This is a genomic window from Paracoccus sp. J56 (genome assembly GCF_019633685.1).
In the GTDB taxonomy this organism is placed as follows: Bacteria; Pseudomonadota; Alphaproteobacteria; order Rhodobacterales; family Rhodobacteraceae; genus Paracoccus; species Paracoccus kondratievae.
Window position 1 is genome coordinate 131,726 of sequence record NZ_JAFL01000008.1, and the last position, 26,125, is coordinate 157,850.

At 62.5% G+C, this 26,125-nt stretch carries 26 protein-coding genes and 1 tRNA gene; 14 read left to right on the forward strand and 13 right to left on the reverse strand.

Annotated elements, in window-relative coordinates:
* Positions 1 to 94: 94 nt before the first annotated feature.
* Positions 95 to 169 (reverse strand) — tRNA-Asn (locus M511_RS08025).
* A 101-nt stretch (positions 170 to 270) separates the two neighbouring features.
* On the reverse strand, positions 271 to 1,137 hold the full coding sequence (locus tag M511_RS08030; protein WP_085501876.1) for an MBL fold metallo-hydrolase: 867 nt from the start codon (positions 1,135 to 1,137) through the stop codon (positions 271 to 273).
* A 58-nt stretch (positions 1,138 to 1,195) separates the two neighbouring features.
* Between M511_RS08030 and M511_RS08035 the strand changes: the two genes are divergently transcribed.
* From M511_RS08035 to M511_RS08050, 4 genes are all read left to right on the forward strand, one after another.
* Positions 1,196 to 2,533: an ATP-binding protein gene (locus M511_RS08035; RefSeq protein ID WP_085501877.1), complete on the forward strand. Its 1,338-nt coding sequence runs from the start codon at positions 1,196 to 1,198 to the stop codon at positions 2,531 to 2,533.
* A gap of 72 nt (positions 2,534 to 2,605) precedes the next feature.
* Positions 2,606 to 3,532, forward strand: a complete 927-nt coding sequence (fabD, locus tag M511_RS08040; RefSeq protein ID WP_085501878.1) for an ACP S-malonyltransferase — start codon at positions 2,606 to 2,608, stop codon at positions 3,530 to 3,532.
* A gap of 94 nt (positions 3,533 to 3,626) precedes the next feature.
* The gene (gene fabG / locus M511_RS08045; RefSeq protein ID WP_010397401.1) at positions 3,627 to 4,364 is read left to right on the forward strand and encodes a 3-oxoacyl-ACP reductase FabG; all 738 of its coding nucleotides are present in this window, start codon (positions 3,627 to 3,629) and stop codon (positions 4,362 to 4,364) included.
* A 136-nt stretch (positions 4,365 to 4,500) separates the two neighbouring features.
* Complete coding sequence (locus tag M511_RS08050) at positions 4,501 to 4,734, forward strand: acyl carrier protein (RefSeq protein ID WP_010397399.1); 234 nt, start codon at positions 4,501 to 4,503, stop codon at positions 4,732 to 4,734.
* Positions 4,735 to 4,876: 142 nt separating this feature from the next.
* On the opposite strand, the gene M511_RS08055 is transcribed toward M511_RS08050, so the two are convergent.
* Genes M511_RS08055 through M511_RS08070 form a run of 4 tightly spaced genes read right to left on the reverse strand, consistent with a single transcriptional unit; the run spans position 4,877 to position 9,436 of the window.
* Positions 4,877 to 5,953: a BMP family ABC transporter substrate-binding protein gene (locus M511_RS08055; RefSeq protein ID WP_085501879.1), complete on the reverse strand. Its 1,077-nt coding sequence runs from the start codon at positions 5,951 to 5,953 to the stop codon at positions 4,877 to 4,879.
* A 24-nt stretch (positions 5,954 to 5,977) separates the two neighbouring features.
* Positions 5,978 to 6,868 (reverse strand): ABC transporter permease, encoded by an 891-nt coding sequence (locus tag M511_RS08060; RefSeq protein ID WP_029372235.1) that lies wholly within the window; start codon positions 6,866 to 6,868, stop codon positions 5,978 to 5,980.
* Positions 6,865 to 7,935: an ABC transporter permease gene (locus tag M511_RS08065; protein WP_010397392.1), complete on the reverse strand. Its 1,071-nt coding sequence runs from the start codon at positions 7,933 to 7,935 to the stop codon at positions 6,865 to 6,867. Before M511_RS08065 ends, M511_RS08060 begins: the two co-directional genes overlap by 4 nt.
* Positions 7,922 to 9,436 carry an ABC transporter ATP-binding protein gene (locus M511_RS08070; RefSeq protein ID WP_085501880.1) on the reverse strand — a complete coding sequence of 505 codons (1,515 nt, stop codon included), beginning with the start codon at positions 9,434 to 9,436 and terminating at the stop codon, positions 7,922 to 7,924. Before M511_RS08070 ends, M511_RS08065 begins: the two co-directional genes overlap by 14 nt.
* A 93-nt stretch (positions 9,437 to 9,529) precedes the next feature.
* On the opposite strand from M511_RS08070, the gene dnaE reads away from it, so the two are divergent.
* From dnaE to M511_RS08080, 3 genes are all read left to right on the forward strand, one after another.
* Complete coding sequence (dnaE, locus tag M511_RS08075; protein WP_085501881.1) at positions 9,530 to 13,000, forward strand: DNA polymerase III subunit alpha; 3,471 nt, start codon at positions 9,530 to 9,532, stop codon at positions 12,998 to 13,000.
* Between the two features lie 62 nt (positions 13,001 to 13,062).
* Complete coding sequence (locus M511_RS19155) at positions 13,063 to 13,332, forward strand: hypothetical protein (protein ID WP_240547568.1); 270 nt, start codon at positions 13,063 to 13,065, stop codon at positions 13,330 to 13,332.
* Entirely contained in the window at positions 13,329 to 14,123 is a 795-nt protein-coding gene (locus M511_RS08080) for a hypothetical protein (RefSeq protein ID WP_240547569.1), read from the forward strand. Before M511_RS19155 ends, M511_RS08080 begins: the two co-directional genes overlap by 4 nt.
* Before the next feature lie 57 nt (positions 14,124 to 14,180).
* On the opposite strand, the gene ilvC is transcribed toward M511_RS08080, so the two are convergent.
* The gene (gene ilvC / locus M511_RS08085) at positions 14,181 to 15,203 is read right to left on the reverse strand and encodes a ketol-acid reductoisomerase (RefSeq protein WP_085501882.1); all 1,023 of its coding nucleotides are present in this window, start codon (positions 15,201 to 15,203) and stop codon (positions 14,181 to 14,183) included.
* A 126-nt stretch (positions 15,204 to 15,329) separates the two neighbouring features.
* Here ilvC and M511_RS08090 point away from each other — a divergent pair, with 126 nt between their 5' ends.
* The gene (locus tag M511_RS08090) at positions 15,330 to 15,785 is read left to right on the forward strand and encodes an Lrp/AsnC family transcriptional regulator (RefSeq protein ID WP_010397381.1); all 456 of its coding nucleotides are present in this window, start codon (positions 15,330 to 15,332) and stop codon (positions 15,783 to 15,785) included.
* Positions 15,782 to 16,240: an Lrp/AsnC family transcriptional regulator gene (locus tag M511_RS08095; RefSeq protein ID WP_085501883.1), complete on the forward strand. Its 459-nt coding sequence runs from the start codon at positions 15,782 to 15,784 to the stop codon at positions 16,238 to 16,240. Before M511_RS08090 ends, M511_RS08095 begins: the two co-directional genes overlap by 4 nt.
* Positions 16,241 to 16,446: 206 nt before the next feature.
* Here M511_RS08095 and M511_RS08100 read toward each other — a convergent pair whose 3' ends face one another.
* Entirely contained in the window at positions 16,447 to 18,024 is a 1,578-nt protein-coding gene (locus tag M511_RS08100; protein WP_085501884.1) for a D-alanyl-D-alanine carboxypeptidase family protein, read from the reverse strand.
* Positions 18,025 to 18,370: 346 nt separating this feature from the next.
* On the opposite strand from M511_RS08100, the gene clpS reads away from it, so the two are divergent.
* The 3 genes from clpS to M511_RS08115 all read left to right on the forward strand — a co-directional run bounded on the left by clpS (position 18,371) and on the right by M511_RS08115 (position 20,518).
* Entirely contained in the window at positions 18,371 to 18,688 is a 318-nt protein-coding gene (gene clpS / locus M511_RS08105; protein ID WP_028712279.1) for an ATP-dependent Clp protease adapter ClpS, read from the forward strand.
* 61 nt (positions 18,689 to 18,749) lie between these two features.
* On the forward strand, positions 18,750 to 19,712 hold the full coding sequence (locus tag M511_RS08110) for a class I SAM-dependent methyltransferase (RefSeq protein ID WP_227493496.1): 963 nt from the start codon (positions 18,750 to 18,752) through the stop codon (positions 19,710 to 19,712).
* A complete protein-coding gene (locus M511_RS08115; RefSeq protein ID WP_010397371.1) occupies positions 19,709 to 20,518 on the forward strand; it encodes an SDR family NAD(P)-dependent oxidoreductase in 810 nt (269 codons plus the stop codon). The genes M511_RS08110 and M511_RS08115 overlap by 4 nt, the downstream gene beginning before the upstream one ends.
* Here the strand turns inward: M511_RS08115 and M511_RS08120 are convergent.
* Positions 20,515 to 20,931 carry a hypothetical protein gene (locus tag M511_RS08120; RefSeq protein ID WP_010397369.1) on the reverse strand — a complete coding sequence of 139 codons (417 nt, stop codon included), beginning with the start codon at positions 20,929 to 20,931 and terminating at the stop codon, positions 20,515 to 20,517. The genes M511_RS08115 and M511_RS08120 overlap by 4 nt on opposite strands.
* 81 nt (positions 20,932 to 21,012) lie before the next feature.
* Here M511_RS08120 and hemF point away from each other — a divergent pair, with 81 nt between their 5' ends.
* A complete protein-coding gene (gene hemF, locus M511_RS08125; RefSeq protein WP_010397367.1) occupies positions 21,013 to 21,873 on the forward strand; it encodes an oxygen-dependent coproporphyrinogen oxidase in 861 nt (286 codons plus the stop codon).
* A complete protein-coding gene (locus tag M511_RS08130) occupies positions 21,873 to 22,433 on the forward strand; it encodes a histidine phosphatase family protein (RefSeq protein WP_176224527.1) in 561 nt (186 codons plus the stop codon). Before hemF ends, M511_RS08130 begins: the two co-directional genes overlap by 1 nt.
* A gap of 10 nt (positions 22,434 to 22,443) precedes the next feature.
* Here the strand turns inward: M511_RS08130 and M511_RS08135 are convergent, their stop codons facing one another.
* The 4 genes from M511_RS08135 to M511_RS08150 form a co-directional block, all read right to left on the reverse strand.
* Positions 22,444 to 22,992, reverse strand: a complete 549-nt coding sequence (locus M511_RS08135; RefSeq protein ID WP_010397363.1) for a sugar O-acetyltransferase — start codon at positions 22,990 to 22,992, stop codon at positions 22,444 to 22,446.
* Positions 22,989 to 23,348, reverse strand: a complete 360-nt coding sequence (locus M511_RS08140; RefSeq protein ID WP_010397361.1) for an SUF system Fe-S cluster assembly protein — start codon at positions 23,346 to 23,348, stop codon at positions 22,989 to 22,991. The genes M511_RS08135 and M511_RS08140 overlap by 4 nt, the downstream gene beginning before the upstream one ends.
* A 64-nt stretch (positions 23,349 to 23,412) precedes the next feature.
* A complete protein-coding gene (locus M511_RS08145) occupies positions 23,413 to 24,150 on the reverse strand; it encodes a MipA/OmpV family protein (RefSeq protein ID WP_010397359.1) in 738 nt (245 codons plus the stop codon).
* Positions 24,151 to 24,249: 99 nt separating this feature from the next.
* Positions 24,250 to 26,097 carry an ABC-F family ATP-binding cassette domain-containing protein gene (locus M511_RS08150; protein WP_085501886.1) on the reverse strand — a complete coding sequence of 616 codons (1,848 nt, stop codon included), beginning with the start codon at positions 26,095 to 26,097 and terminating at the stop codon, positions 24,250 to 24,252.
* Positions 26,098 to 26,125 lie beyond the last annotated feature (28 nt).

Sequence of the window (26,125 nt, forward strand, 5' to 3'; positions counted from 1 at the left end):
GCGATGCGCATCAAAGACTTACGTGCATCATGCCTGTATATCAAACCCGCCCGAGGGGGCAGTTTAATCAAGGCTTCAGCAGCTTAAGGATAAATGGCTCCGGCGGTAGGGATCGAACCTACGACCAATTGATTAACAGTCAACTGCTCTACCGCTGAGCTACGCCGGAACACGGGGCGGTGTATAGCCTTGCTTTTTGAGGTCGTCCAGAGGGTTTGCGCATTTTTTTAACTGCGCGAGAAATTCTTTGCGGCTCGGACGGAAATTGGATTAACGCGCTGAAAATATTGCGTCCGAAGCGATCAGCCCCGGGGTTGAGACCGCACCCAGTTCGTGCAGCGCAATCAGATGCGCCAGCACGTTGCGCGTCGCGGCGGGCAGCAGGGCCGGGGGAATCTCATAAATCTGCTGCGCGAGATTTTCGGCCGTGGCGGGGGAGCGGCTCAGGGCCGCAAGGATTTGTGCCGTGCGCTCACGCCGATGGGCGGCAAGCTCGGCCAGCCGGGCGGCAGGATCGTGGATTGCCTCGCCATGCGCGGGCAGCAATTGCGAAGCACCGGCCGAAGCAAGGCGTGCGAGCGTGCGGAAGTAGTCCGCCAGATCCCCGTCCGGAGGGGAAATGATGGTCGAGGACCAGCCCATTACCACATCGCCGCAAAATATGGTTTCGTCATGACGAAAGGCCAGATGGCCGGCGAAATGGCCCGGGGTGTGGATTGCGGTAAGGCGCCATTCATCGGTCTCGATCACTGCGCCGTCGGCCAGCGGGATATCGGGGACGAAATCGCGGTCCAGCCCTTCGCCTCCGTCGATTGCGCCTTCGCGTGCCAGCCGCTCCATTACTGCCGAACGACCGGATTCGGCAGGGCCAAAGCCCAGAATCGGGGCGCCTGTGGTCTGTGCCAACGCACGGGCCCCTTCGGAATGATCAAGATGGGCATGGGTGACGAGGATATGGCTGATACGGCCGGCGCCAGCAGCGGCCAGAATTGCCTCGCGATGTTCGGGCAGATCGGGGCCGGGGTCGATCACGGCGATTCGCTCATGCCCCAGCAGAAAGGTGTTGGTGCCCGGTCCGGTCAGGGGCGAGGGATTGTTGGCGGTTATTACCCGCAGGGCTTTCTCGACGCTGGTCATGGAGGTAATCTAGCCGCCACAGCACCCGGATTCCAAGGGTGCGGGAAGGCAGGAGGCGATGAATTTCGACTGGCTGAAGCGGACGATGCCGCGCGGTCTTTACGGGCGGGCGGCGCTGATCCTGTTCCTGCCGGTCGTAGTGGTGACGGTTGTGGTCACCGTCATGTTCCTGCAGCGCCATTTCGAAGATGTGACGCGGCAGATGACCTCTGGCATGGCGCATGAGGTGGCGCTGGTCGCATCGCGCATCGAGGCCGCGCCCGATGAGGCGGCGGCGCGTGTGGCGGGGCGCGAGATCGCGGCACCTCTGGGGCTGGAGCTCGTTCTGCCAGCAGAGCCGGGGACCGAGTGGCGGGCGCTTTATGACCTTTCGGGTCGGGTGGTGATCGCCGAGCTGCATGAGCGGGTGCCAGATGTGCGCAGCGTCGATCTGAGCCACCGGCGCGAGGTGCGCGTTACCCTGCAGGGTCGTTGGGGCTATTATCAGCTGGCTTTCCCGCGATTGCGGGTCAGTGCCTCGAACCCGCATCAGCTGCTGGTGCTGATGACCGGCACCTCGCTGCTGATGACCGCGATTGCGACGGTGTTTCTGCGCAATCAGCTGCGCCCGATCCGTCGGCTGGCCCGCGCGGCCGAGGAATATGGCAAGGGACGCATCATCCCCTATCGGCCTGCAGGCGCTACCGAAATTCGCAGCGCGGGCACCGCATTTCTTGAGATGCGCGCCCGGATAGAACGCCAGAATGAGCAGCGCAAACAGATGCTCTCGGGCGTGAGCCACGACCTGAGAACTCCGCTGACCCGGTTGCGGCTGGGACTGTCGATGCTGAGCCCTGATTACCCGCCCGAGCCGGACGAGATCGCGGCGCTGGAAAGCGATGTCGCGGCTATGGGCACCATGGTTGACGCCTTTCTGGATCACGCGCGCGACGCGGCGCAAGACGCGCCGCCCGAGCCGGTACCGGCACTGGACTTTGTTCGTGGCATCGTCGCTGACGCACAGCGCGGTGGGCAGGATGTCGTCCTGCACTCGGCGGCTGGCGATCAGTCCGGGCGGGCGACCTTTCGTCGCGACAGTCTGCGCCGAGCGGTCGAGAACCTGATCGGCAATGCCGTGCGTTATGGTGACCGCGCCGAGGTCGAGGCAGCTTTGGGGCCCAGCTATTTCCGCATCTCGATCGAGGATGACGGACCCGGCATCCCTCCTGAACGGCGGGAAGAGGCGCTGCGCCCCTTTACGCGCCTTGACCCAGCCCGCAACCAGAATCGTGGTCAGGGCGTAGGATTGGGTCTGTCGATTGCCGCCGATATTGCCCGAGCCCATGGCGGGCAGTTGCGGTTGGGGCAGGGCGAGCGGCTGGGCGGCCTGCGAGCCGAGATTGTGATTCCGCGCTAAGCGGCGCAGTTGCGAGGCAACCCCGCGCAAGTTAAGGCTGTTGGAAAGACATAAGACAGAAGGAAAACCGCAATGCGGGCATTCGTATTTCCGGGGCAGGGTGCACAGGTCATTGGCATGGGGCGCGAACTGGCCGAGGCCTATCCGGCAGCGAGCGAGGTCTTTGCCGAGGTGGATGAGGCATTGGGTGAAAGCCTCTCGGACCTGATCTGGAATGGCGATATCGAGACGCTGACCCTGACGCGGAACGCCCAGCCGGCGTTGATGGCAACCTCGATCGCGGCCTTTCGCGCGCTTGAGGCCGAGGGCTTTGGCATTTCGGACGCGGATTTCGTCGCAGGACATTCCTTGGGCGAATATTCGGCGCTGTGCGCGGCAGGCGCGCTGAGCCTTGCCGATACGGCGCGTCTGTTGCGCCTGCGTGGTCAGGCGATGCAAGAGGCCGTGCCGGTCGGTCAAGGCGCAATGGCAGCGATCCTTGGGCTTGATTTTGCCGCTGTGGACCAGATCGCGCGCGACGCGGCCGAGGGCGAGGTTTGTCAGGCGGCCAATGATAATGATCCCGCGCAGGTGGTGATCTCGGGCCATAAAGAGGCGGTCGAGCGTGCGGCGGCCTTGGCGAAAGAGCGGGGTGCCAAGCGCGCGCTGATGCTGCCTGTTTCTGCGCCTTTTCACTCGGCCTTGATGCAGCCGGCTGCGGCGGCGATGGCCGAGGCGTTGGCGGCGGTCGAGATTGCCGCCCCGGCTGTGCCCCTGGTCGCCAATGTCCGTGCCGAGCCGGTGACCGAGCCGGGCGCGATCCGGCGACTGCTGGTCGAACAGGTGACCGGCGCGGTGCGCTGGCGTGAGTCGATTGAATTCCTTGCCGGGGCTGGTGTGACCGAGTTTTGGGAGATTGGCGCTGGTAAGGCGCTGTCTGGGATGATCAAGCGTATCTCGAAGGAAGCGGTGACCCGCAATGTCGGGACGCCTGCGGATATCGCTGCGCTGAAGGAATAAGAGCGGGGGCTCTGCCCCCCGCCTGACCGGCCCCCTGATGGGGCCGGTCAGGCGTTCCCCCGGGATATTTGAACACGGAAGAAGAGGCTTTGGGATGTTTGATCTGACGGGCAAGAACGCCCTTGTGACCGGCGCGTCGGGCGGAATTGGCAGTGCTGTTGCCGAAGCGCTGCATGCTGCCGGGGCGACGGTGGCGCTGTCGGGCACCCGCGAGGCGCCGTTGCGGGAGCTGGCTGAAAAGCTGGGTGAGCGGACACATGTCGTCACCGCCAACCTTGCTGACGCTGCCGCGGTTGAGGCCCTGCCCAGGGCGGCAGCCGAGGCCATGGGATCGGTCGATATTCTGGTCAACAATGCCGGCATCACCCGCGACAACCTTTTCATGCGCATGTCCGACGAGGAATGGGCGCAGGTGCTTGAGGTCAATCTGACGTCGAGTTTCCGGCTCTGCCGGGCTGTGCTGCGCGGCATGATGAAGGCGCGCTGGGGCCGGATCGTGAGTATCGGCTCGGTCGTGGGGAGTACTGGTAATCCCGGGCAGGGCAATTACGCTGCTGCCAAGGCGGGGCTTGTCGGCATGTCAAAGAGCCTTGCCTATGAGGTCGCCTCGCGCGGGATCACGGTGAACTGTGTTGCGCCGGGCTTTATCGAGACCGCGATGACCGACAAGCTGAACGATGAGCAAAAGGGCCGGATCCTTGGGCAGATTCCTGCCGGTCGCATGGGCTCTGCCCAGGAAATCGCCGCCGCTGTGCTATATCTGGCCAGCCCCGGGGCAGGCTATGTCACGGGCGCCACGCTGCATGTCAACGGCGGCATGGCGATGATCTGAAGGTGGTTTATGCGGGTTGCAAGATCACGTTCGCGTGCTATATCCCGCAAGCAAGCCTGCAGGGGAACCGCCCTGGGCTATGACCGGCAATCGCTGGAACATCTGGGCGGACTGCCCGCGAAAACGAGGAAGAGATATGAGCGATATCGCTGATCGCGTGAAGAAAATTGTCGTCGAGCACCTGGGTGTCGATGAGGACAAGGTGACGGAAACCGCCTCGTTCATCGACGATCTCGGCGCCGATTCGCTGGATACCGTCGAACTGGTCATGGCGTTCGAAGAAGAGTTCGGGATCGAGATCCCGGATGATGCCGCCGAAACCATCCAGACCTTTGGCGACGCGGTGAAGTTCATCCAGGGCGCGGTCTGATCCAGCCTTGAGAGATTTTCGGGGCGGTGCTTCCAGCACGGAAGCGCCGCCCTTTTCATATCCGGGCAGAAGGCTGTGCGGCCTTTGGGTGCCGTCAAAGAAAAAAGGGCCGGGGCTTTGACCCGGCCCTTGGTTTCTGTCCTTACTTGGGCATCGGGGCGGTGATGCCCTCGACGTAGAAATTGAGGCTTGCCAGTTCTTCATCACTTGCGGTCTGACCTTCGGCCAACCAGGCAGAGCCATCCTGCTTGTTCAGCGGGCCGGTGAAGGGGTGGTACTCGCCCGAGGCAATCTTGTCGCGCAGGGCCAGCGCCTCTTCCTTCACCTCGGGCGGGACCGCCTCGGTAATGTCGCCGATCACCACTTCGCCATCACCGATGCCCAGCCAGACGCCGTGCGATTTCCAGGTCCCGTCCAAAGCCTCTCCGACGCGCTTGATGTAATAGGGCGACCAGTTGTCGATGATCGAGGCGACGCGAGGCTTGGGCGCGAAATTGGCCATGTCCGACGCCTGACCAAATCCGAATGCCCCCGCCTCTTGCGCCTTGGCAAGCGGCGCAGTCGAATCGGTGTGCTGCATAAAGACGTCCACGCCCTCGGCAATCAGGGCTGCGGCTGCGTCGGCCTCTTTCGCGGGGTCGAACCAAGTGTAGGCCCAGACCACCTTCATCTCGACATCGGGGTTGACCTTCTTGGCGTGGATATAGGCCGAGTTGATGCCCTGAATGACCTCGGGGATCGGGAAAGAGCCGATATAGCCGATCTTGTTCGACTTGGTCATGCGCCCGGCAATGGTGCCAAGTACCGCACGCCCTTCGTAGAAGCGGGCGTCATAGGTGGCCACGTTCTCGGCGCGCTTGTAGCCGGTGGCGTGCTCGAACTTCACGTCCGGGAATTTCTTGGCGACGTTGATCACCGCGTCCATAAAGCCAAAGCTGGTGGCAAAGATCAGCTTGTTGCCGGCCAGCGCAAGCTGGGTCAGGGCGCGTTCGGCATCTGCCCCTTCGGGCACCGATTCGATGTAGGTGGTCTCGATCCGGTCGCCATATTCCTTTTCGATCGCCTGCCGGGCCAGATCGTGCTGATAGGTCCAGCCGCCATCGCCCACCGGGCCGACATAGATGAAGCCTACCTTCAGCTTTTCCTCCTGCGCGAAGGCGGGCAGGGCCGAACTGGCCATCAGCGCCGCGGCGCTGCCAAGAAGGGTTCTGCGTTTCATGTCATGCTCCTTGCGGGTTGGTCTTTATTTCAGGGCGTGGAAGGGCCGGCCCAGGCTTGCGGGGGCAGCCCCCGTGCCCGAGCGGCCGAACTTCTGCCGGGCCGAGATCAGCACCAGCACGATGATCGTGGCGAGATAAGGCGCCATCGACAGCAGTTGTACGGGCACCGCGACACCCGCCGCCTGCAGGCGCAGTTGCAGCACCGTCACGCCGCCAAAGAGCCATGCGCCGGCAAGCACCCCCCAAGGGTTCCACTGCGCAAAGACCACGATGGCAAGCGCGATCCAGCCCGCACCGGCGGTCATGCCCTCGGTCCACTGCAAAACCGTAGCGATCGAGATATAGGCCCCGCCCATTCCGGCAAGCGCGCCGCCAAAGCCGATGGCGAGGATGCGCACCAGCCGCACCGGATAGCCCAGGGCATGGGCTGCGTCGTGGTTTTCGCCAACCGCACGCAGGATCAGGCCGGGTCGGGTTCGGGTAAGAAACCACCAGATCAGCGGCACCAGCGCCATGCCAAGCCAGATCATCCAGTTCAGCCCAAGGGGACCGGGCATGATTGCTGGGGCCTTCACGCCCTCATAGGGTTTGCCGAACAGTGCTGTCAGGCCCAGTCCGAAAAGTGTCAGCGCCAGCCCGGTCGCCACCTGATTGGAAAGCAGGAACTGTGTCAGCGCCGCGAATGTCATCGAGACTGCCATGCCAGCAATGGCGGCGGCAACAAAACCAAGCGCCGGGCTATCGCTGGCATGGGCGGCGGCAAAGCCTGCCAGCGCGCCAGTGATCATCATGCCCTCGACGCCAAGGTTCAGCACGCCCGCACGCTCGACCACCAATTCGCCAAGCGCGGCGAAAAGGATGGGGGTTGCCGCGCCAAGCAGCAGGATAAAAACGGAAAGCGGGTCGATCATCATGCGCGCCTCCGGATGCGGTAGCGGGTCAGGATGTCAAACCCCAGCAGGAAAAAGAGCAGCATTCCCTGAAACACCTGTACCGTGGCGGCGGGCAGGTTCAGCATCATCTGCGCCAGCTCTCCGCCGATATAGGTCAGGGCCAGCAACAGCCCTGCCAACAGGATTCCCAAGGGATGCAGCCGGCCAAGAAAGGCGACGATGATCGCGGTGAACCCGTAGCCTGAGCCAAAGCTTTCGGTGATCTGTCCGCCCGGGCCTGCGACCTCGAACAGCCCGGCAAGCCCGGCAAGCGCGCCCGAGACGCCAAGGCACAGCGCCACCAGCCGTTCCGGCCTGACACCGGCAAAGCGCGCAGCGCGCGGAGCTGCACCAGCAGTGCGGATGTGAAAGCCCAGGATGTGGCGCGACATGATGAACCAGGTCGCCGCCAGGGCCAGCACGGCAGCTACGCCGCCCCAGTGCAGGCCGGAATTGGCGATCAGCTCTGGGTTCGAGGCGGATTCGTATTGCTGAAGGTTACGCGAGCCGGGAAAATTAAAGCCTTCGGGGTTTTTCATCGGGCCAAAGGCCATCCATGCCGCGATACGCTGCGCGACATAGACGAGCATCAGCGAAACGAGGATCTCTGATGCGCCGAACCAGTTGCGCAGCATGGCCGGGATCATACCCCAGGCCCAGCCCCCCGCCGCACCTGCGAGGATCATGGCGGGAAAGATCCAATGGGCCTCTAGCGGATAGGCAGCCAGCGCGACGGCCGCGCCGCTGATCGCGCCGATGATATACTGGCCCTCGGCGCCGATATTCCAGATCCCGGCGCGGAACCCCAGCGCCAGACCCGAGGCGATCAGGATCAGCGGCCCAGCCTTGACCAGCAGCTGCGGGCGCGAATAGCCCGAGGCGGGGCCGAACAGCGGGTCCCAAAAGATGGTGCGGATCGAGGCCACCGGGTCAAAGCCCATGGCGGCAAACAAGGCGCCTCCGACAATGATCGTCGCCAGCACCGCAAGAAGCGGTGTCACCACCTGCCAAAGCAGCGGGGCCGAGGCGCGGGGCTCAAGCCTGAACATGTGCGACCTCCATGCCGTGCGCGCCGCCAAGCATCAGCCCGATTTCGTCGATCGTCAGCCCGTCGGTCGGATGCGGGTTTGAAAGCCGTCCCTGATTCAGGGCGCAGAAACGGTCAGAGAGTTCCAGCAATTCATCCAGGTCCTGGCTGATGACGATCACCCCCGCGCCTTCGGCGGCAAGATCCAGCAGAGCCTGCCGGATCGAGGCCGCGGCCCCGGCATCCACGCCCCATGTCGGCTGGTTCACCACCAGCACGCGCGGGTGGCCCAGCACTTCGCGCCCGATGACGAATTTTTGCAGATTTCCGCCGGACAAAGCCCCTGCCGCTGTGGCAGGGCCGGGGGTGCGCACGTCAAAGCTTTGGATCACCTGCCGGGCGAAATCCGTCGCGGCCTTGCGGTCGATCAGACCATGGCGCGCAAGGCCCTGACGCGAGGTTCCGGTCAGCAGCGTGTTTTCGGTCAGACTGAATTCAGGTACCGCGGTATGACCCAGACGGTCCTCGGGCATGGCCAAAAGACCCGCGCGCCGCCGCAGTTCAGGACCCGCCCGGGACAGATCCTTGCCCTCAAGAGTGACGGTGCCCGGCGCGGTCGGTGCCTCACCCGAAAGGGCCGAGAGCAGTTCTTCCTGCCCGTTGCCGGCGACGCCGCCGATGCCAAGGATTTCGCCGCTGCGCAGGGTCAGGGCGACATCCTTTAGCGCCATGCCATCACCCGAGGGCAGGGAAAGGTTGCGTACCTCAAGCACTGGCGCACCTGGCTTGCGGCCCGACCTATCCACCACCCGCATTTCTGCACCGACCATCATCGCGGCCAGTTCGCGGGCAGAGTGGGCGCGGGGGTTAACCGTGCCCATCACCTTGCCCTGACGCAGAATGGTGGCGCGGTCGCAATGGCTGCGGATCTCTTCCAGCTTGTGGCTGATATACAGGATCGCCGTGCCTGCTTCGGCCAGTTGGCGCAGGGTGGCAAACAGGATCTCGGCCTCTTGCGGGGTCAGGACCGAGGTCGGCTCGTCCATGATCAGCAGGCGCGGGTTCTGCAAAAGGCAGCGCAGGATCTCGACCCGCTGACGCTCGCCCGCCGACAGGGCGGCGATGCGACGGGCCGGATTCAGCGGCAGGCCATAACCCTGCGACAGCTCGGCGATCCGGCGCGACAGTTCAGCGCGTGGCGGCGGGTTTTCCATCCCCAGCGCGATATTCTCGGCAACCGTCAGCGCCTCGAACAGCGAAAAATGCTGAAACACCATGGCAACCCCGGCGGCACGTGCAGCCTTTGGGTCATGCGGCGCATAGGGTGCGTCCAGCAGGAGCATCCGCCCCTCATCTGGCCGCACCAGCCCGTAGATCATTTTGACCAGCGTTGATTTGCCAGCGCCATTCTCGCCCAGCAGGGCGTGAATCTCGCCCGCCGAGACGGTGAAAGAGACATCATCATTGGCGCGCACGCCGGGATAGGTCTTGCCCAAGCCCTCTGCTTGGAAAACATTCGTCACTGTCGCGCGCCTCGCTGACCTTTTCCGCCAGATTAGCGGTTTTCCGCCGCCGGGCAATTGCACAGTTGGGCAGATCACCCTTAGATTGGCGCCATGCCGGAAAATTCGCCCCGATTCATTCACCTTCGCACGCATTCCGAACACTCGCTGCTGGAAGGCGCGGTGCCGGTCAAAAAACTTGCCGATCTGGCGGCACAGAACGGTATGCCTGCTGTGGCGCTGACCGATACGAACGCGCTTTTTGCGGCGCTGGAGTTTTCGGTCAAGGCGCAGGACGCGGGCGTGCAGCCGATCATCGGTTGCCAGGTGACGCTGCAGGCAGAGATGACCGGCCCGATTGTGCTATTGGCGCAGAATGAGGCAGGCTGGCTGAACCTGATGGATCTTTCGACCTGCCTTTATCTGCGGGACGACAATTCGCTGCCCCATGTCACTGTTGATGAGCTGGAAACCCGGGCCGAGGGGCTGATCTGCCTGACCGGTGGGGCGGGCGGGCCCCTGGGGCAGCTGGTGCTGCAAGGGCGCGAGGCAGAGGCCCGTGGGTTGGCCCAGCGGCTTGCCGCCGCATTCCCGACCCGGCTTTATGTCGAGCTGCAGCGCCATCATGACGCCGAAGGCCAGCCCGTTCCCGAAGAGGTGGGCTCGGAAGGTGGTATGGTTGACATCGCCTATGCGCTGGATCTGCCGCTGGTGGCGACGAATGATGTCTATTTCCCCAAGCCCGATCTTTATGCCGCCCACGATGCGCTGATCTGCATTTCCGAGCGTGCCTATGTCGATCAGACCGCGCCGCGCCGCCGGCTGACCCCGCAACATTACTTCAAGACCGCGGCCGAGATGGCGACGCTGTTTGCCGACCTGCCCGAAGCGATCGACAATACCGTCGAGATCGCCCGCCGCTGCGCCTATGCGGTCAGCAAGCGCAAGCCGATCCTGCCGAAATTCGCTGATGATGAGGTCGAAGAACTGCGTCGTCAGGCGTGGGAGGGGCTGCGCGCCCGGCTGGCGGTTATCCCGCATTCCGCCTCGGTCGAGGAATATGAAGAGCGGCTGCGGTTCGAGCTGGGCATCATCGAGCAGATGGGGTTCCCTGGCTATTTTCTGATCGTTGCCGATTTCATCAAATGGGCCAAGGAACATGGTATCCCGGTCGGGCCGGGCCGGGGGTCGGGGGCTGGCTCTCTCGTGGCCTATGCGCTGACGATTACCGACCTTGATCCAATGCGTTACAGCCTGCTCTTTGAGCGGTTTCTGAACCCCGAGCGGGTGTCGATGCCTGACTTTGACATCGACTTCTGCATGGATCGCCGCGAAGAGGTGATTCAATACGTTCAGGAGAAATATGGCCGCGACAAGGTCGGCCAGATCATTACCTTTGGTGCGCTGCTGTCAAAGGCGGCGGTGCGCGACGTCGGGCGGGTGCTGCAACTGCCCTTTGGTCAGGTGGATCGCCTGTCCAAGATGATCCCGGTCGAAGGCGTCAAACCCGTCAGCGTCACCAAGGCCTTGGCGGATGAACCGCGTCTGCGTGAGGCCGCCAAGGAAGAGGTCGTCAACCGCCTGCTTGATTACGCCTCAAAGATCGAGGGGCTGCTTCGGAACGCATCGACCCATGCTGCTGGCGTGGTGATCGGGGACCGACCGCTGCATCAGCTGGTGCCGCTTTACCGCGACCCGGCTTCGGACATGCCGGCAACACAGTTCAACATGAAATGGGTCGAACAGGCGGGTCTGGTCAAATTCGACTTCCTTGGCCTCAAGACCCTGACCGTGATCCAGAACGCGGTGGACCTGATCAACACCGGCGGGCGTCCCCTGCATGTCGCCGCCGATGGGCGCGAACTTTACCAGCCCGCAACGGGGGCCGAGAATCGCATCAACGCCATCCCGCTGGACGATAAGGCGACCTATGATCTGTTTGCCTCGGCCCGGACGGTGGCGGTGTTCCAGGTCGAAAGCTCGGGCATGATGGATGCGCTGCGGCGCATGAAGCCAACCTGCATCGAGGATATCGTCGCTCTGGTTGCGCTCTATCGCCCCGGCCCGATGGAAAACATCCCTACCTATTGCGAGGTCAAGAACGGGCTGAGGCCGCTTGAATCGATCCATCCCTCGATCGACCACATCCTTGCCGAGACGCAGGGCATCATCGTCTATCAGGAACAGGTGATGCAGATTGCGCAGGTCATGGCGGGCTATAGCCTTGGCGGCGCCGATCTCTTGCGCCGTGCCATGGGCAAGAAGATCGCCGAAGAAATGGCGAAGGAACGGCCCAAGTTCGTCGAGGGCTGCAAAGCACAGGGAATCGATGCGAAGAAGGCCGGGGAGGTCTTTGATCTTCTTGAGAAATTCGCAAATTACGGCTTTAATAAATCGCACGCTGCCGCCTATGCCGTAGTCAGCTATCAGACCGCATGGCTCAAGGCCAATCACCCGGTTGAATTCATGGCCGCGGTGATGAACTGCGATATCCACCTGACCGACAAGCTGGCCGTTTACAAGCGCGAAGCCGACCGCATGGGGATCGAGACGGTCCCGCCCTGCGTGAACCGCTCGGCCGCGACCTTCAGTGTGCGGGATGGCAAGATCGTTTATGCGCTTGGCGCGTTGAAAGGTGTCGGGGTCGAGGCGATGAACCTGATCGTGCAGGCGCGCGGCGACCGGCCTTTTGCCGATATGCACGATTTTGCCCGCCGCGTGGACATGCGCCGCGTCGGCAAACGCCCGCTTGAGATGCTGGCCCGGGCAGGGGCCTTTGATGCGCTTGACCCGAACCGGGCGCGGGTTCTGAAGTCGCTCGATGGTCTCGTCGCCTGGTCCTCTGCGGTGCAGGAGGCGGCATGTTCAAGCCAGTCGTCGCTTTTCGGTGGCGGAGAGGATCTGCCGCCTCCTCGTCCCGTTGCCGCATCTGTATGGATGCCTGCCGAAAAGCTGGCCGAGGAACATGCGGCCGTGGGTTTCTACCTGTCGGGCCATCCGCTGGATGACTACCTGCCAGCCCTGCGCCGCAAAGGGGTGCAGACACTGGCAGAGGTCACGCAGGCTGCGCAGGATGGTGCGCTGGTTGCCCAGCTTGCGGGGACTGTGGCCCATCGGCAGGAAAAAAAATCGGCGCGCGGTACCCGTTTTGCCTTTGTCGGCCTGTCTGATCCTACCGGCCTTTATGAGATCACGGTCTTTTCCGACACACTTGATGCCCATCGCCAGCATCTGGAGCCGGGCGAGAACGTCGTCCTGCAAGTGCAGGTCGAGCCTTCGGGGGATCAGGTCAAGCTGCTTGCCCGCTCGGTCATGCCGCTGGAGCAGGCTGTCGCGGATGCCGGTGCCAACCGCCTGGCGGTCGAGATTGCGGGGATCGAGGCGGTTCCCGGTATCGCCGAAGCACTGGCCCGCATCCAGGCCGAGGTCAACGCGCCGCCCCGCGCCCGTGGCCCGATCACGCTGCGGCTAAAAGACGGCGCAGATCTTGTCGATATCGAAATCACCGAGGATGCGCCCCTGACCACCCCCGCACGTCAGGCGCTGCGCGTCATCCCCGGCGTGCTTGAGGTAGTGGAAGAATAAGTCTTCACAAACAACGCCATGCCGTGTCAGATGCCACAGACGATTTAGTGCAGGAGTGATTGATGCTGTTTCCAACCATTGCCCAGGGTGTCGTCCCCAATGCTGACGGAGCAGTGACACGCTTTGTCTCGCCCGAGGTGCGGGGGAAATCCTGGTTTAACCCCGCAAAATCGGTCATTTTCGTTAACGGAATGCTGAATACGGGGATGGACCACAAGGCCAGCGCCGAAGCGTTGTCGTTGATGCTCGGCTGTCCGGTAATCGGTGTTTACAACAAAAAGACGGTTTCTGGCGCGACCTTTACCAGTGTGTCACGGACAAGGCGCAGATGACCGGTCTGCAAACCAGCAACGTCAGTCACAATACAGACTGGATCAAATTCTTTGATAGCGTCTGGCAGTCTATGCGCAAGACCCGCCCGACCGCCACGAAAGAGGATCTGATTTACGAACTGCTCAGCTCAAATGCCGCGGCGCAATCGCTGTTTGCGCTGCTGGTCGGAACTCCGGGCGGGATGCTTGGGACGCCGATCTACTGTCACAGTCAGGGCAACCTTGTGACCTCAAATGCTCTGGCGGGGGTGACGCTTGCCAGAGGCGCAGGCGCAGTCCGCGGGCTTGAGGTGCACAGCTACGGTTCGCCCGCCCGCGGCTGGCCCGCTGGCCTGAACAGAACCAATCAGGCTTATACCTTTGATCCTGTGAGCTTCCTTGATCTGCGCATGGACTGGTCCAGCTCGAAAGTCGGTTTCAAGGTCGCGCATGGCTTTCTTGAATACGTCAAACAGGACGGGGAATTCGTCGTCAATCGCTTCCGCACTGGCGGCTGGGGGATGACGGTTAATATGGATGAAAAGGGGCTTGCGAAATATTGCGTGAGCCTTGGTACCAATACGCGCCGCCTTCGTGCGATCTTTGATCGCCTGGAGAAAGCCCATTTCACCGACAGTGACGATGTGGCGCTTGAGTATGTGGCGCTGCTTTCGAACAGCCAGATCAGCGCGCTGCAAAGCACCGATCCGGTCCTTATCACCCAGTTGGTGCGCCTGCTGAAAGCGGGTATCTACACCACCGGCGAACGCCGCGCGGTTGAGCGGCTGGAAGCGGCCCAGAAGATCGCCTGATCCTTCGCACCATTGAAACAGGAAAGCCCCGCTTTTGCGGGGCTTTCCTGTGGCGTGTCAGTTGCGCTCTTTGTCGACCATCTTGCCCTTCGAGATCCAGGGCATCATGGCGCGCAGCTTTTCACCAACCTTCTCGATCTGGTGCTCGTCGTTGATGCGGCGGGTCGCCTTGAAGAAGGGCTGGCCGACAGCATTTTCCTGCATGAAGTCGCGCACGAATTTGCCAGTCTGGATGTCGGTCAGGACCTCTTTCATGCGGCGCTTGGTTTCCTCATAGGGCAGGATGCGCGGGCCGCTGACATACTCGCCATATTCGGCGGTGTTCGAGATCGAGTAGTTCATGTTCGCGATGCCGCCTTCGTAGATCAGATCCACGATCAGCTTTACCTCGTGCAGGCACTCGAAATAGGCCATTTCGGGTTCATAGCCAGCTTCGACCAGGGTCTCAAAGCCCATCCGGATCAGCTCGACAAGGCCGCCACACAGAACGGCCTGTTCGCCGAACAGGTCGGTCTCGCATTCCTGACGGAAGTTCGTCTCGATGATGCCTGAGCGGCCGCCGCCGATGGCCGAGCAATAGCTCAGCGCCAGATCCATGGCCTTGCCGGTCGCGTCCTGGTGTACGGCAACAAGGCAGGGCACGCCGCCGCCTTTGACGTATTCGCCGCGCACGGTGTGACCCGGGCCTTTCGGCGCCATCATGATGACATCGACGCCTTTCTTGGGCTCGATCAGCCCGAAATGCACGTTCAGGCCGTGAGCAAAGGCGATGGCTGCACCTTCGCGCAGGTTGTCATGGACATATTTGCGATAGGTTTCGGCCTGAAGCTCATCGGGCATGGTGAACATGATCAGGTCGGCCCAGGCAGCGGCCTCGGCGATGCCCATGACCTTCAGTCCTTCGGCTTCGGCTTTCTTGGCCGAGGCCGAGCCTTCGCGCAGCGCGACAACAACGTTTTTCGCGCCCGAATCACGCAGGTTCAGCGCATGGGCGTGGCCCTGGCTGCCGTAACCCAGCATGGCGATTTTTTTGTCCTTGATCAGGTTCACGTCGCAGTCGCGATCGTAATAGACACGCATCGGAATCTCCTGGCTATTGATGCCGGTGTTCTAGCAGCGATCAGGATTTGGTTCCGTGCAATCTTTGCGGTTTCTCTGGCTATACAGAGAAAACCATGCCATATTTGTGCCAAAGGTGAAATAATCATGCCTGATGTCACTGATCGCCGTATTTTGCGCCAGCTTTTGGCCGATCCCGGGATTGCGAATGCGGAACTTGCCGAGCGGGCAGGCGTGACGCCGGTCAGCCTGTGGCGGCGGCTGGAGCGGATGCGTGAAAATGGCGTGATCAGGGCTGTTGAGGCAAAGATAGACTGGCGTAAGCTTGGGTACGAGGTGCAGGTCAGTCTGCGCTTTACCCTTGATAAGACCCATCCGCGCGCTTTCGACGAATTCATCGCTGCCGCCCGGCAAGTGCCTGAAGTGACCGAGATTCAGACCTTTCTGGGTTCGGTGGATCTGCGGCTGTCGGTCATTGCGCGCGATATGGCGCATTGGCAGCAGCTTTATCGGGAAAGCATCCTGACTTTGCCGCATGTGGCGGATAGTGACGCGCTGATGCTCGTTTCGACCATCAAGGACGTGCAGGAGTTGCCGTTGTGAGCGTCCAGCCTGATGCGACTGATCTCGCCATCCTACGGCTTTTGGCCGAGGACGCAACGCGGGGCGCGGCAGAGATTGGCCGGATGCTTGGTTTAACCCAACCGGCGACTTGGCGCCGCATTCGCCGCCTGACCGAGACAGGGGTGATTGCTGGCCGTCGCATCGTCGTGAATGAGGCTGCGTTGGGTTTTGGGGTGACTGTTTTTTTGGGTATCCGGTTGGCGGTCAAAGGCCGCGTGAGCCTTGAGGACTTTGAACGTGCGGTGATGGCGATCCCCGAGGTGCAGGTCGTGCAGCATGTTCTGGGTCAGTTCGATTACCGGCTACGTATCCGCGCCCGCGACATTGCGGATTTTGAACGGATCCTGCGTCGCCGCATCATGACCCTGCCCGGAGTGGGGCAGGTCGAGGCGAACGTCATGCTTTCCGAAGAGCGTCGGCCGGGCCCGCTATAGACTGCGACCGAGGTTCATCGCTGAGAGCCCTAAAGGTTTTAGCGAAGCAATCAGCCTGCTTCCATCGACTCGAATGCACTCCCTGACTTCGGGAGGGTGTTTCTGGGAAAGCTTGGATGAGCCGGGATTTTTTGCGGGCAAGTCAATCAAGCCTGCCGGATTTCTGCGCCAGCTTCAAACAGAACTGGCGCAGAGAAGCGGTCGAATCACGGGCCGATGATGCGGCAGTCTTGTTGGCGAGCGGCAAGGCGGCCACAGGCCAGTTCTGCGGTGTCTTTTGTCATGCCAACAAAATTCGCCTCAAAGCCGCGTTTGGTACTGGCGACGCGGCTTAACGCGCTGCCAAGCGAGCTGTTTTCCTGCAAGGCCGTACGCAGCAAGGTCTGCTCGGCCTCACCCTGCGAGCGGAACAGGCCAAGCGAGATCCCCCACCGCTTTCCCTCGGAATTGCCGCTGCGCGATACGATTTCGGTCGCTTGCGGAGCATTATCCTCTTCGGGTTCCAGCGAGGCTAGGATAATGGTCTCCGACCGCTGAGCGGGGGCCGGGGTCTCCAGCAGCGCAATGCTTTCTGGTTGCGGCTCAGATGTCTGTACGAACAGAGAAGGAGAGCCCGCAGGCTGTTCGGCAGGCATCAGGCTTGCCGATTGACCGTCACGCGGTGCACGAACGGGGCGGTTGGCCTCGATCGGTTCACTGATGGGTTCCTGTGCATCGCCTTCCTCCGGTCGCGCTTCGGGACGTGCCGCGCGGGCAAGGACCTCGGGATCGACAGCGGCGTTTGCCACCGCTCCGGTGCCGGGCTTGCGCGCCGGTCGTGCGCTGGCGCGAAGTGTGCTGCCAGTGCTGGGCGCTGGGGCCGGAGCCGCTGCTTGCGCGCGTGAGACGGCGGCAGAGATGGCTGCCGGAGTAACCACGGCTACGGTTGAGGCCCGTGCGACCGGACGGTCCGAAACCGAGAGAGAGGCGCTGGCCTGCGCCTGGCGCGGCTCGACCCGTGCGACCTGCACGGTGCGGCGCACCTTTTTCTCGGCGACGAACTCTGGCGGCGCGGGCCTGACCTCACGCACACGGGTTGGGGCCTTTCCGAAACCGGCGTCGAGCAATTGCGCCATCACCGCATTGCGATGTGCGGTCGAGGTGCCGCCCAGAACGGTGGCAACCAGCCGTTTGGAGCCACGTTTTGCCGAAGCGGTCAGGTTGAAGCCTGCTGCCCGGGTATATCCCGTTTTGATGCCGTCCGCGCCTTCATAACCGTCAAGAAAGCGCCGGTTCGTGCTTGAAACGGTGGCAATCCCCGCATCCGCCGAACGGCGCGAGAAGATCGAATAATATTGCGGGAAGTCATAGAACAGCCGCCGGCCAAGAATGGTCATGTCGCGGGCGGTCGAATAATGCCCCTCGGCCGTAAGGCCATTGGCATTGCGGAAATTGGTATTGCGCATGCCCAAGGCGCGGGCGGTCTGGGTCATCTGGCGGGCGAATTTCTCTTCCGATCCGGCGAGACCTTCGCCGATCACCGTGGCTGCGTCATTGGCTGATTTCACTGCCGCGGCGCGGATCAGGTAACGCAACTCAATACGTTGACCGGGCTTCAGCCCCAGACGGGATGGCGGTTGCGAAGCGGCGTGGCTCGACACCAGGAACTTACTGTCCAGACGCACCTGCCCGCGTTCAATCGCGGCAAAGGCCAGATACAGCGTCATCATCTTGGTCAGCGAGGCCGGGTGCAGCCGCGTATCAGCGTTCTGCGCGTAAATCTCTTGCCCGGACCTTGCATCCATGACGAAGGCCGCGAATGGGGCTCCGGCTACCGCCATGGGGAGCGCCCATGCGAATAGGATCATAAGTCCCAAGCGGACGTTTCTGGCGAATCTGCTCACTATCCCGGTCTCTTCTGCCTCTGAGGGTCCGTTCATTATGCAGACCCTTCGTTAATGAAATGATAATAGCATGGCTTGCCGGGTTCGGAAACTGCAAGTTTGCGACCTTATGGCGCAATATGCCGAACCCCGCTCAACCTTTGTGCAGCCCTTTGGGCGGCGGGGCTTATCAAGCCGAGGCAAAGCCTTTATATTCAGTGGCACAACCATCCGTAATTCTTTTGCAAGCGTCGTGACCAATCCGCATATGACCAATCGACCCGGGGACCGCGAAGAGGTCGAGCTGGGGGTTAAGACCCGCCCCCGCACGCAACGGCCTCCGATGTACAAGGTGCTGCTGTTGAACGACGATTTCACACCGATGGAATTCGTCGTTCATGTGCTGGAGCGGCTTTTCAACATGAGTCATGCTCAGGCGATCGAGATCATGCTGACGGTCCATCGCAAGGGGGTGGCCGTCGTCGGCGTATTCTCGCACGAGATTGCCGAAACCAAGGTGGCGCAGGTCATGGAACTGGCCCGCCGCCAGCAGCATCCGCTGCAATGCACTATGGAAAAAGAGTAGAAATTTGGCTGGATCGAGGCTGGAACTCGCATTTGGTGGCACGCCACCTGAGGGACGTTTATTGCTGATTGGCGCCGGGGCTGCGACGGATCTTGCGCCGTTTGAACCGGATCGCCTGCAGATCGTGCAGGGTTTTTACCCGGATCATCGCGCGCTTGTGGCGCAGGGGTATGAGGTCGTGACCGAAGCTTCGGGCGATTTCGACGGGGCGGTCGTCTTTCTGCCCCGGGCCCGGGCCGAGGCGCGGGCGCGTATTGCCGAGGCGGTCTCATGGCTGGCGCCCGGTGCCTCGCTGTGGATCGACGGACAAAAAACAGACGGTATCGACGCTGTGATGAAAGAGATGCGCGGCCTTGCTCCTGTCGATGAGGTGCATTCGCGTGCGCATGGCAAGATATTTCGCGTGATCTTACCCGCCCCGGGCTGGCTGCCCGACGGGTGGGCGGCGGCCGATCACGAGGCCGCACCCGGTATGGTCACACGGCCCGGGGTCTTTTCGGCCGACGGTCCCGATCCTGCCTCTCAGGCGCTTTTGGCACATCTGCCCGAAAAGTTGCCGACCCGCATCGTCGATCTTGGCGCGGGTTGGGGCTGGCTTGCCGCCGGCATCCTTACCCATCCCGGCGTCGAGGTGCTGCATCTGGTCGAGGCGGATGCCACGGCGCTGGCTTGCGCGCGTCGCAATGTCTGTGATCCGCGGGCACAGTTTCACTGGGCCGATGCGCTGGATTTCCGCCTGCCCGAACCGGTGAACGGGGTGATCATGAACCCTCCCTTCCACGAAGGGCGCGCCGCCGATCCCAAGCTTGGCGCTGGCTTCATCCGCGCTGCGGCGGGGCTTTTGACCGGGGCGGGGCGGTTGTGGATGGTTGCGAACCGCCATCTGCCCTATGAGCAGGTGCTGAGGGAATGCTTTGCTGATGTTTCGGAACTCGGGGGCGATTCCCGGTTCAAGATACTGACTGCGACGGGCGCGCGCCGCCCGGGCAGCAAGCGCCCCCAACCGAAAGGCAGGAAAAGATGAACGTGTCCATTCAGGGCAAGACCGCGATCGTCACCGGCGCTGCGCGGGGCATCGGTCTGGCCATCGCCCGCCATTTCGAGGAAGTGGGGGCCAATGTCATGTTCGCCGACAGCGACGAGGCCGCGCTGATGAGCGAACTTGGCGAACAGGCCGAGGGTGAAGGCCCGGTTCGTGCCTTTGCCGGGGACCTGGGCCAAAAACTGACGCTTGCCAATCTGGTCTCGGCCACCATCGACGCATTTGACCGGGTGGATATCCTCGTTAACGCGCATCGCATGGTACAGGGCTGCGACCCGCTGACGGTGAACGAGGAGCAGCTGGCCGACATGTTGCGCCAGAACATGATTTCGGGGCTGCGCCTGTCGCAGATGGTCGCAAAGCGCATGATGGCGCAGGCCGAGGACGCAGATGACGACGTGTTGCAGCATGGCGCGATCGTCAATCTGACCTCACTGGCGGCCGACTGGCCGCAGCCGCAGATGCTGGCCTATTCGATTGCCAGCGCGGCACAGGCACAGGCGACGCGTTCGCTCGCCTCGGCACTGGCGCCCAAGCGGATTCGCGTGAATGGCGTCGCCTTTGCCAGCATCATGTCGAACAACGTACAGCTAAAGCTGCGCGAAGATCCCGGTCTGCGCGACCGTATGATTGCCGCCACGCCTCTGGGCCGGATCGCCGGAGCAGATGAGCTGGCCGCGACGGTGACCTTTCTGGCGAGCGAGGCCTCCAGCTTTGTCACCGGCCAGATCCTGCGCGTCGATGGTGGTCGCAGTCTGGGCGATCCGCTGGCGCCGGGGGTCTATTAAGACTTCTTTTCCTCGGGGTAAGCGGCTTTGCAGGCATCGACCGCAGCGCGGGCCGAGGGCATCAGCGCCTGCTTGCGCTGCAACAGGTTGTCGCGCTTGCGCGTCTCGGATGCGGGGTCGATGGGGACCCGATAACGTTCGGTATCCACAACATCGCGCAGACAGGGGCGATAGCCCAGACGGCGATTGCCATCTTTGTCGATCCAGACATGGCGGCATTCGTCCCATTCGGTGCGGGTCACCGTGCGTTCCTGCCAGGCATAACCGCGTGCCAGATTGCCCTCGACCTCGGTCAGCAGATTCGAGACGGTGCGATACTCGCGGGTATTGCGGCTGATGCACTGTTCTTGCGGTGTGCCGCAGGCCGCTACCATCAGGACGGGCATCAGGGCAAGCAGGATGTTGCGGGTCATGGCCGTGCGCTCTAGTTGTTTGCAGCGAAAGCATAAGCCCGCCGCCGGGGCGGGGCAATTCACGAATGCGGAGGCGCGCCCATGGAAATGCAGGATCAGCGACAACAGGCTGCGGTCTGGTTCCGTGAGTTGCGCGACCGCATCGTCGCCGCCTTTGAAGGGCTTGAGGACCGGGGGCCCGGCACCTCTTCGCCTGGCCGGTTCGAGGCCCGGGAAACCCGGCGTGGCGAGGGTGGCGGCGGCGGGCTGATGTCGGTCATGCGCGGCGGTCGCGTCTTTGAAAAGGTCGGCGTCAACTGGTCCGCTGTGCATGGCGAGTTGTCGTTGCCGGCCCAGCAGGCCATGGCTGCGCGGGGTGTGCCGGGGATCGAGGACGATCCCCGCTTCTGGGCCTCGGGCATCAGTCTGGTGGCGCATATGCAGAACCCCCATGCGCCCGCGGTGCATATGAATACGCGCATGTTCTGGACACCCGGGGCGTGGTGGTTCGGCGGCGGTGCCGATTTGAATCCCTGTCTGGAATATGCTGAGGATACGGCGCATTTCCATGGTAGGTTACGCGCCGCCTGTGCGGCCCATGGGGCGGACTACTATGACCGTTTCAAGGCATGGGCGGATGAGTATTTCTTTGTCCCGCATCGCGGTCGGGCACGGGGCGTTGGCGGCATCTTTTATGATGATCTGAACAGCGGCGACTGGCAGGCTGATTTTGCCTTTACCAAAGCAGTGGGCGAGGCTTTTCTGCCCGCCTTCCTGCCGCTGGCGGAAAAGCGCATGGGTCAAAGCTGGGGCGAGGCTGAAAAGGATGCGCAGCTGATCCATCGCGGCCTGTATGCGGAATACAATCTCGTTTATGACCGCGGGACCAAATTCGGTCTTGCGACCGGCCACGATCCCGAAGCGGTGCTGATGAGCCTGCCGCCCCTGGCGAAATGGGTCTGATGCCGGACTGGCCAGACCTTTACCTGATGCGTCATGGTCAGACGGTCTGGAACGCTGAGGGGCGGATGCAGGGTCATCTTGATTCGCCCCTGACCAAACTGGGAGAGGCGCAGGCCCGCCGGCAGGCGTGGCTGGTCAGCCCGCTGCGCGGCATGGCGCGTTATGCCAGCCCCGCCGGGCGCGCGCAGCAAACTGCACGGATCGTCTTTGGCGATCAGGACTTTATCAGCGACAGCAGATTGCTGGAAATCGACATCGGCGCATTCACTGGCCTGACGTGGAGCAAGCTTTGCGCCGAACACCCGGATATCTGCGGGCGCGGTGGGCTTGACTGGTACGATCGCGCGCCGGGTGGCGAGCATTTTTCGGGGTTAGAGGCGCGTGTGCGGGCTTTCCTAAGCGATCTGCCCGGCCCGGCGATGATTGTCACCCATGGCATTACCTTGCGGATGCTGCGGCTGGTGGCGATGGGTCTGCCGCTGGCGCGACTGGCCGAAATGCCGGTGTTGCAGGGCGCACTGCATTTGGTCAGTCGCGGTCAGCATCGGATGTTTTTTTAAAGCCAGCTCTTCAGGCTTTGGGTGGCAAAGGTCGGGCAGGGTTGCCGACCACCGTCGCGCCCGGTGCGACATCATGGGTCACAACAGCGCCCGCGCCGACGATGGCTCCGTCGCCAACGGTGATGCCAGGCAGAATGATCGCCCCCCCACCGACCCAGACGTCATCGCCGATGGTAATGGGCTTGCCCCATTCCATTCCGGTCGCACGGCGTTGGCGGTCGCGCGGCCGATCCTCGGTCAGCAGCTGTACTCCGGTCCCGAACTGGCAGCGGGCGCCGATGCGGATTTCGCAGATATCCATGAAAAAACAGCCGTAATTGACAAAGCAATCCGGCCCGAAATGGATGTGTTTTCCGTAATCGACGTGGAAGGGCGTGCGGATTACCGCCCCGTTCCAGGTGCCCAGAAGCTGCGTCAGCGTCCGGGCACGGGTTTTGTCGCCTATGATCGTGGCGTTATAGTCGCGCATCAGCCCCTGTGCGGCCTTGCGCATCGCCACCAACTCGCCGTCCCCCGGATTATAGGGCCGGCCGGCCAGCATGTCCTCGCGCGCGGTCAAATGAAACCAAGCTCCAGACGGGCTTCTTCGGACATCATGTCCATGCCCCATTGCGGCTGGAAGGTCATCTCGACATCGACCTGTTTGACGCCGGGCAGGGCCTCGATCGCATCGGCGACCCAGCCGGGCATCTCGCCCGCCACGGGACAGCCGGGGGCGGTCAGGGTCATGACAATGCGCACGACATTGTCGTCGCTGATCTGGATGGTATAGATCAGGCCAAGGTCAAAGATATTGACCGGAATTTCAGGGTCATAGACCGTCCTGCATGCCTCGACCACGCTGTCATATAGCGGGTGTCCGGTCGTAGACGGCGCGATCAGCGGATCGCCTTCCTTGAGGTTTTCGATGCTCATGTGGCGCGTCCTGTAAAATCTTGGCAATTATATAAGACTTACGCCAACCATGGTCCAGAGCCGCTCAGAACCGGAAATTCAGCCGTCGCGCGACGCCGATGCTGACCGAGGGTTGGCTGCGCGTCTCGACCAGAGGGGAATCGCCTGCATCGCCAAGCAGACGGCCATAGCTCAGCCTGCCCATGACAGCCGTATCGGGCATGAACTCGTAACGCGCCTCAAGGCTGACGCGGGCGATATAGGCGCCGCCATCCGGGTCATAGACGGTTTTGCCGCTGGAGGCCGATTCGGCCGCAGTCACGCCGAAATAGGTCGAGGTAAATTCGCTGTTGCCAAGCCCAAGCTCAGCCCCGGTCCAAAGCGTCAGCTTGTCGCTGGCCTTGATACGATATTTCGTCCCGAGTTCGCCAACCACCCCGTGGTGGCCACCGAAACCTTTGCGGATCGCGCCATAGCTGGTGAACTCGCCCGCGCGCCAGGACAGTTTCACGCCGATTTCACCGGCATGGCCGATATCGTCCATGCCGCGCAGATCGTCATAGTCACTGGCGTCGCGCTTGCCGACATAGTTCAACGACGGTGAGATCGAGACCCCGTCCTCCCGGTCGCCATCACTGTCGGCATTGCGCAGGATCAGCCAGGGCGAGGCGTCAAGATTGTCCGAGCCCATGAATTCGGGGCTGTATTTCACGCCCAGACCGGCATCGAACGACAGCCCTTGCCCCAATCCCAGCGATTGTGCCGCGGCGGGCGAGGTCAGGGCAGTGGCGGCAAGAAGCGCGAGCGAAGCAATCCGGTACATGACGAATCCTCGTAGAACTGGCCGGACCCTGCGTCGAAACACGGGACCGGGCAAGCAGACTCTGGCGGCGGGTGCCACATTAATCCGGCACTGTTGCGCTTAGGACCGCTCGGCTGCTTCCAGACGTTCCAGCGCCTCCATCCACAGCGATTCGGCGCGCTGCATGGCCTCGGTTGCCTCGGCATGTTTGCGGCCCCAGGTCTCGGCCTTTTGGGCATCGTCATAGGTGGCGGGATCGGCCATGATCGCATCCAGCTTTTCCAGCATCGCGGTCAGCTTTTCCACCCGCTCTTCGGCACGGCGGGCCTCGGCGCGCAGCTCAAGGATCTTTTCGCGCGAGGGGCGTTTGGGTGCTGGTCTGGCGGCCGATTTGCCCTCGGGCTTTTCGTCGCCGGAAATCAGCATCTTGCGGTAATCGTCCAGATCGCCCTGCCACGGGCTGACGCCGCCCTGATCGACCAGCCACAACCGGTCGGCGACCAGATTAAGCAGATGCATATCATGGCTGACCAGCACGACCGCGCCGGTATAATCGTTCAGCGCCTCGGTCAGTGCTTCGCGGCTTTCGATATCCAGATGGTTCGTCGGCTCGTCGAGAATCAGCAGATGCGGCGCGTCGATGGTGGCAAGCAACAGGGACAGCCGCGCCTTTTGTCCGCCAGAGAGCTGGCCGACGCGGGTTTCGGCCTGCGCCTCCATCAGACCAAAGCCTGCAAGCCGCGCGCGCAGTTTTGCCGGTGCCTCATCCGGGCGCAGCCGACGGACATGGTCAAGCGGGGTCTCGTCCAGCTCCAGCTCATCGACCTGATGCTGGGCGAAATAGCCGATGCGCAGCTTGCCCGAACGGGCGATCCGCCCCTCCATCGGCTCAAGCCGCTCGGCGAGCAGTTTTGACAGCGTCGATTTCCCCTGGCCGTTTCGGCCAAGCAGCGCGATGCGGTCGTCCTGATCAATACGCAGGTTCAGGCGGCGCAGCACCGCGCGCCCGTCATAGCCGACCGAAACCCCGTCGAGAGAGATGATCGGGGGCTGCAACTGGTCAGGCTGCGGAAAGCTGAAGCGGTGGAATTTTGCCTCTTCCGGGGCGCTGATCGGCTCCATCCGCTCAAGCATCTTGACGCGGGCCTGTGCCTGACGGGCCTTGGTGGCCTTGGCGCGGAAGCGATCGACAAAGCTTTGCAGATGGGCGCGACGGGCCTCCTGCTTCTTGGCCTCGGCGGCCTGCAATGCGCGCTTTTCGGCCCGGGTGCGGGCAAAGACATCATAGCCGCCGGAATATAGCACCAGCTTGCGATCTTCGAGATGCAGGATATGGCCGACGGCACGGTTTAACAGGTCGCGGTCGTGGCTGATGACGATGACCGTATGGGGGTAGCGCGCGAGATAGCTTTCCAGCCATAGCGCACCTTCCAGGTCCAGATAGTTGGTCGGTTCGTCGAGCAGCAGCAGATCCGGTTGCGAAAACAGCACGCCCGCCAGCGCGACACGCATCCGCCAGCCGCCGGAATAGTCGCTGGTTGGCCGCGCCTGATCCTCGGTTGAAAAGCCAAGGCCGCGCAGGATGGTCGAGGCGCGGGCCTCGGCTGACCAGGCGTCGATATCGGCCAGCCGGGTCTGGATTTCGGCGATGCGATGAGGGTCGGTCGCGCTTTCGGCCTCGGCCATCAGCCGGGCGCGTTCGGTATCGGCGGCAAGGACGGTATCAAGAACCGAAGTTGCGGTCCCCGGTGCCTCTTGCGCGACACCTCCGACACGGGCGCGGGGTGGCAGGGTGATTGCACCGCCGTCCAGCGACAGCTCGCCCCTGATCAGCCGGAACAGCGTCGTCTTGCCAGCGCCGTTCGGGCCGACAAGGCCGACCTTGTGCCCATCGGGGATAGTGGCCGATGCGTGCTCAAAGAGCGGTCGTCCGGCGATGGAAAACGAGATGTCATCAATACGCAGCATAAGGCCTCGCATGGCGCAAGCCGCCGTC

Bases quoted from the DNA above. Each gene is read 5' to 3' on its own strand.
- M511_RS08030 (WP_085501876.1), bottom strand. From the start codon at position 1,137: ATGACCAGCGTCGAGAAAGCCCTGCGGGTAATAACCGCCAACAATCCC.
- M511_RS08035 (WP_085501877.1), top strand. From the start codon at position 1,196: ATGAATTTCGACTGGCTGAAGCGGACGATGCCGCGCGGTCTTTACGGG.
- fabD (WP_085501878.1), top strand. From the start codon at position 2,606: ATGCGGGCATTCGTATTTCCGGGGCAGGGTGCACAGGTCATTGGCATG.
- fabG (WP_010397401.1), top strand. From the start codon at position 3,627: ATGTTTGATCTGACGGGCAAGAACGCCCTTGTGACCGGCGCGTCGGGC.
- M511_RS08050 (WP_010397399.1), top strand. From the start codon at position 4,501: ATGAGCGATATCGCTGATCGCGTGAAGAAAATTGTCGTCGAGCACCTG.
- M511_RS08055 (WP_085501879.1), bottom strand. From the start codon at position 5,953: ATGAAACGCAGAACCCTTCTTGGCAGCGCCGCGGCGCTGATGGCCAGT.
- M511_RS08060 (WP_029372235.1), bottom strand. From the start codon at position 6,868: ATGATGATCGACCCGCTTTCCGTTTTTATCCTGCTGCTTGGCGCGGCA.
- M511_RS08065 (WP_010397392.1), bottom strand. From the start codon at position 7,935: ATGTTCAGGCTTGAGCCCCGCGCCTCGGCCCCGCTGCTTTGGCAGGTG.
- dnaE (WP_085501881.1), top strand. From the start codon at position 9,530: ATGCCGGAAAATTCGCCCCGATTCATTCACCTTCGCACGCATTCCGAA.
- M511_RS19155 (WP_240547568.1), top strand. From the start codon at position 13,063: ATGCTGTTTCCAACCATTGCCCAGGGTGTCGTCCCCAATGCTGACGGA.
- M511_RS08080 (WP_240547569.1), top strand. From the start codon at position 13,329: ATGACCGGTCTGCAAACCAGCAACGTCAGTCACAATACAGACTGGATC.
- ilvC (WP_085501882.1), bottom strand. From the start codon at position 15,203: ATGCGTGTCTATTACGATCGCGACTGCGACGTGAACCTGATCAAGGAC.
- M511_RS08090 (WP_010397381.1), top strand. From the start codon at position 15,330: ATGCCTGATGTCACTGATCGCCGTATTTTGCGCCAGCTTTTGGCCGAT.
- M511_RS08100 (WP_085501884.1), bottom strand. From the start codon at position 18,024: ATGGATGCAAGGTCCGGGCAAGAGATTTACGCGCAGAACGCTGATACG.
- clpS (WP_028712279.1), top strand. From the start codon at position 18,371: ATGACCAATCGACCCGGGGACCGCGAAGAGGTCGAGCTGGGGGTTAAG.
- M511_RS08115 (WP_010397371.1), top strand. From the start codon at position 19,709: ATGAACGTGTCCATTCAGGGCAAGACCGCGATCGTCACCGGCGCTGCG.
- M511_RS08120 (WP_010397369.1), bottom strand. From the start codon at position 20,931: ATGACCCGCAACATCCTGCTTGCCCTGATGCCCGTCCTGATGGTAGCG.
- hemF (WP_010397367.1), top strand. From the start codon at position 21,013: ATGGAAATGCAGGATCAGCGACAACAGGCTGCGGTCTGGTTCCGTGAG.
- M511_RS08130 (WP_176224527.1), top strand. From the start codon at position 21,873: ATGCCGGACTGGCCAGACCTTTACCTGATGCGTCATGGTCAGACGGTC.
- M511_RS08140 (WP_010397361.1), bottom strand. From the start codon at position 23,348: ATGAGCATCGAAAACCTCAAGGAAGGCGATCCGCTGATCGCGCCGTCT.
- M511_RS08145 (WP_010397359.1), bottom strand. From the start codon at position 24,150: ATGTACCGGATTGCTTCGCTCGCGCTTCTTGCCGCCACTGCCCTGACC.
- M511_RS08150 (WP_085501886.1), bottom strand. From the start codon at position 26,097: ATGCTGCGTATTGATGACATCTCGTTTTCCATCGCCGGACGACCGCTC.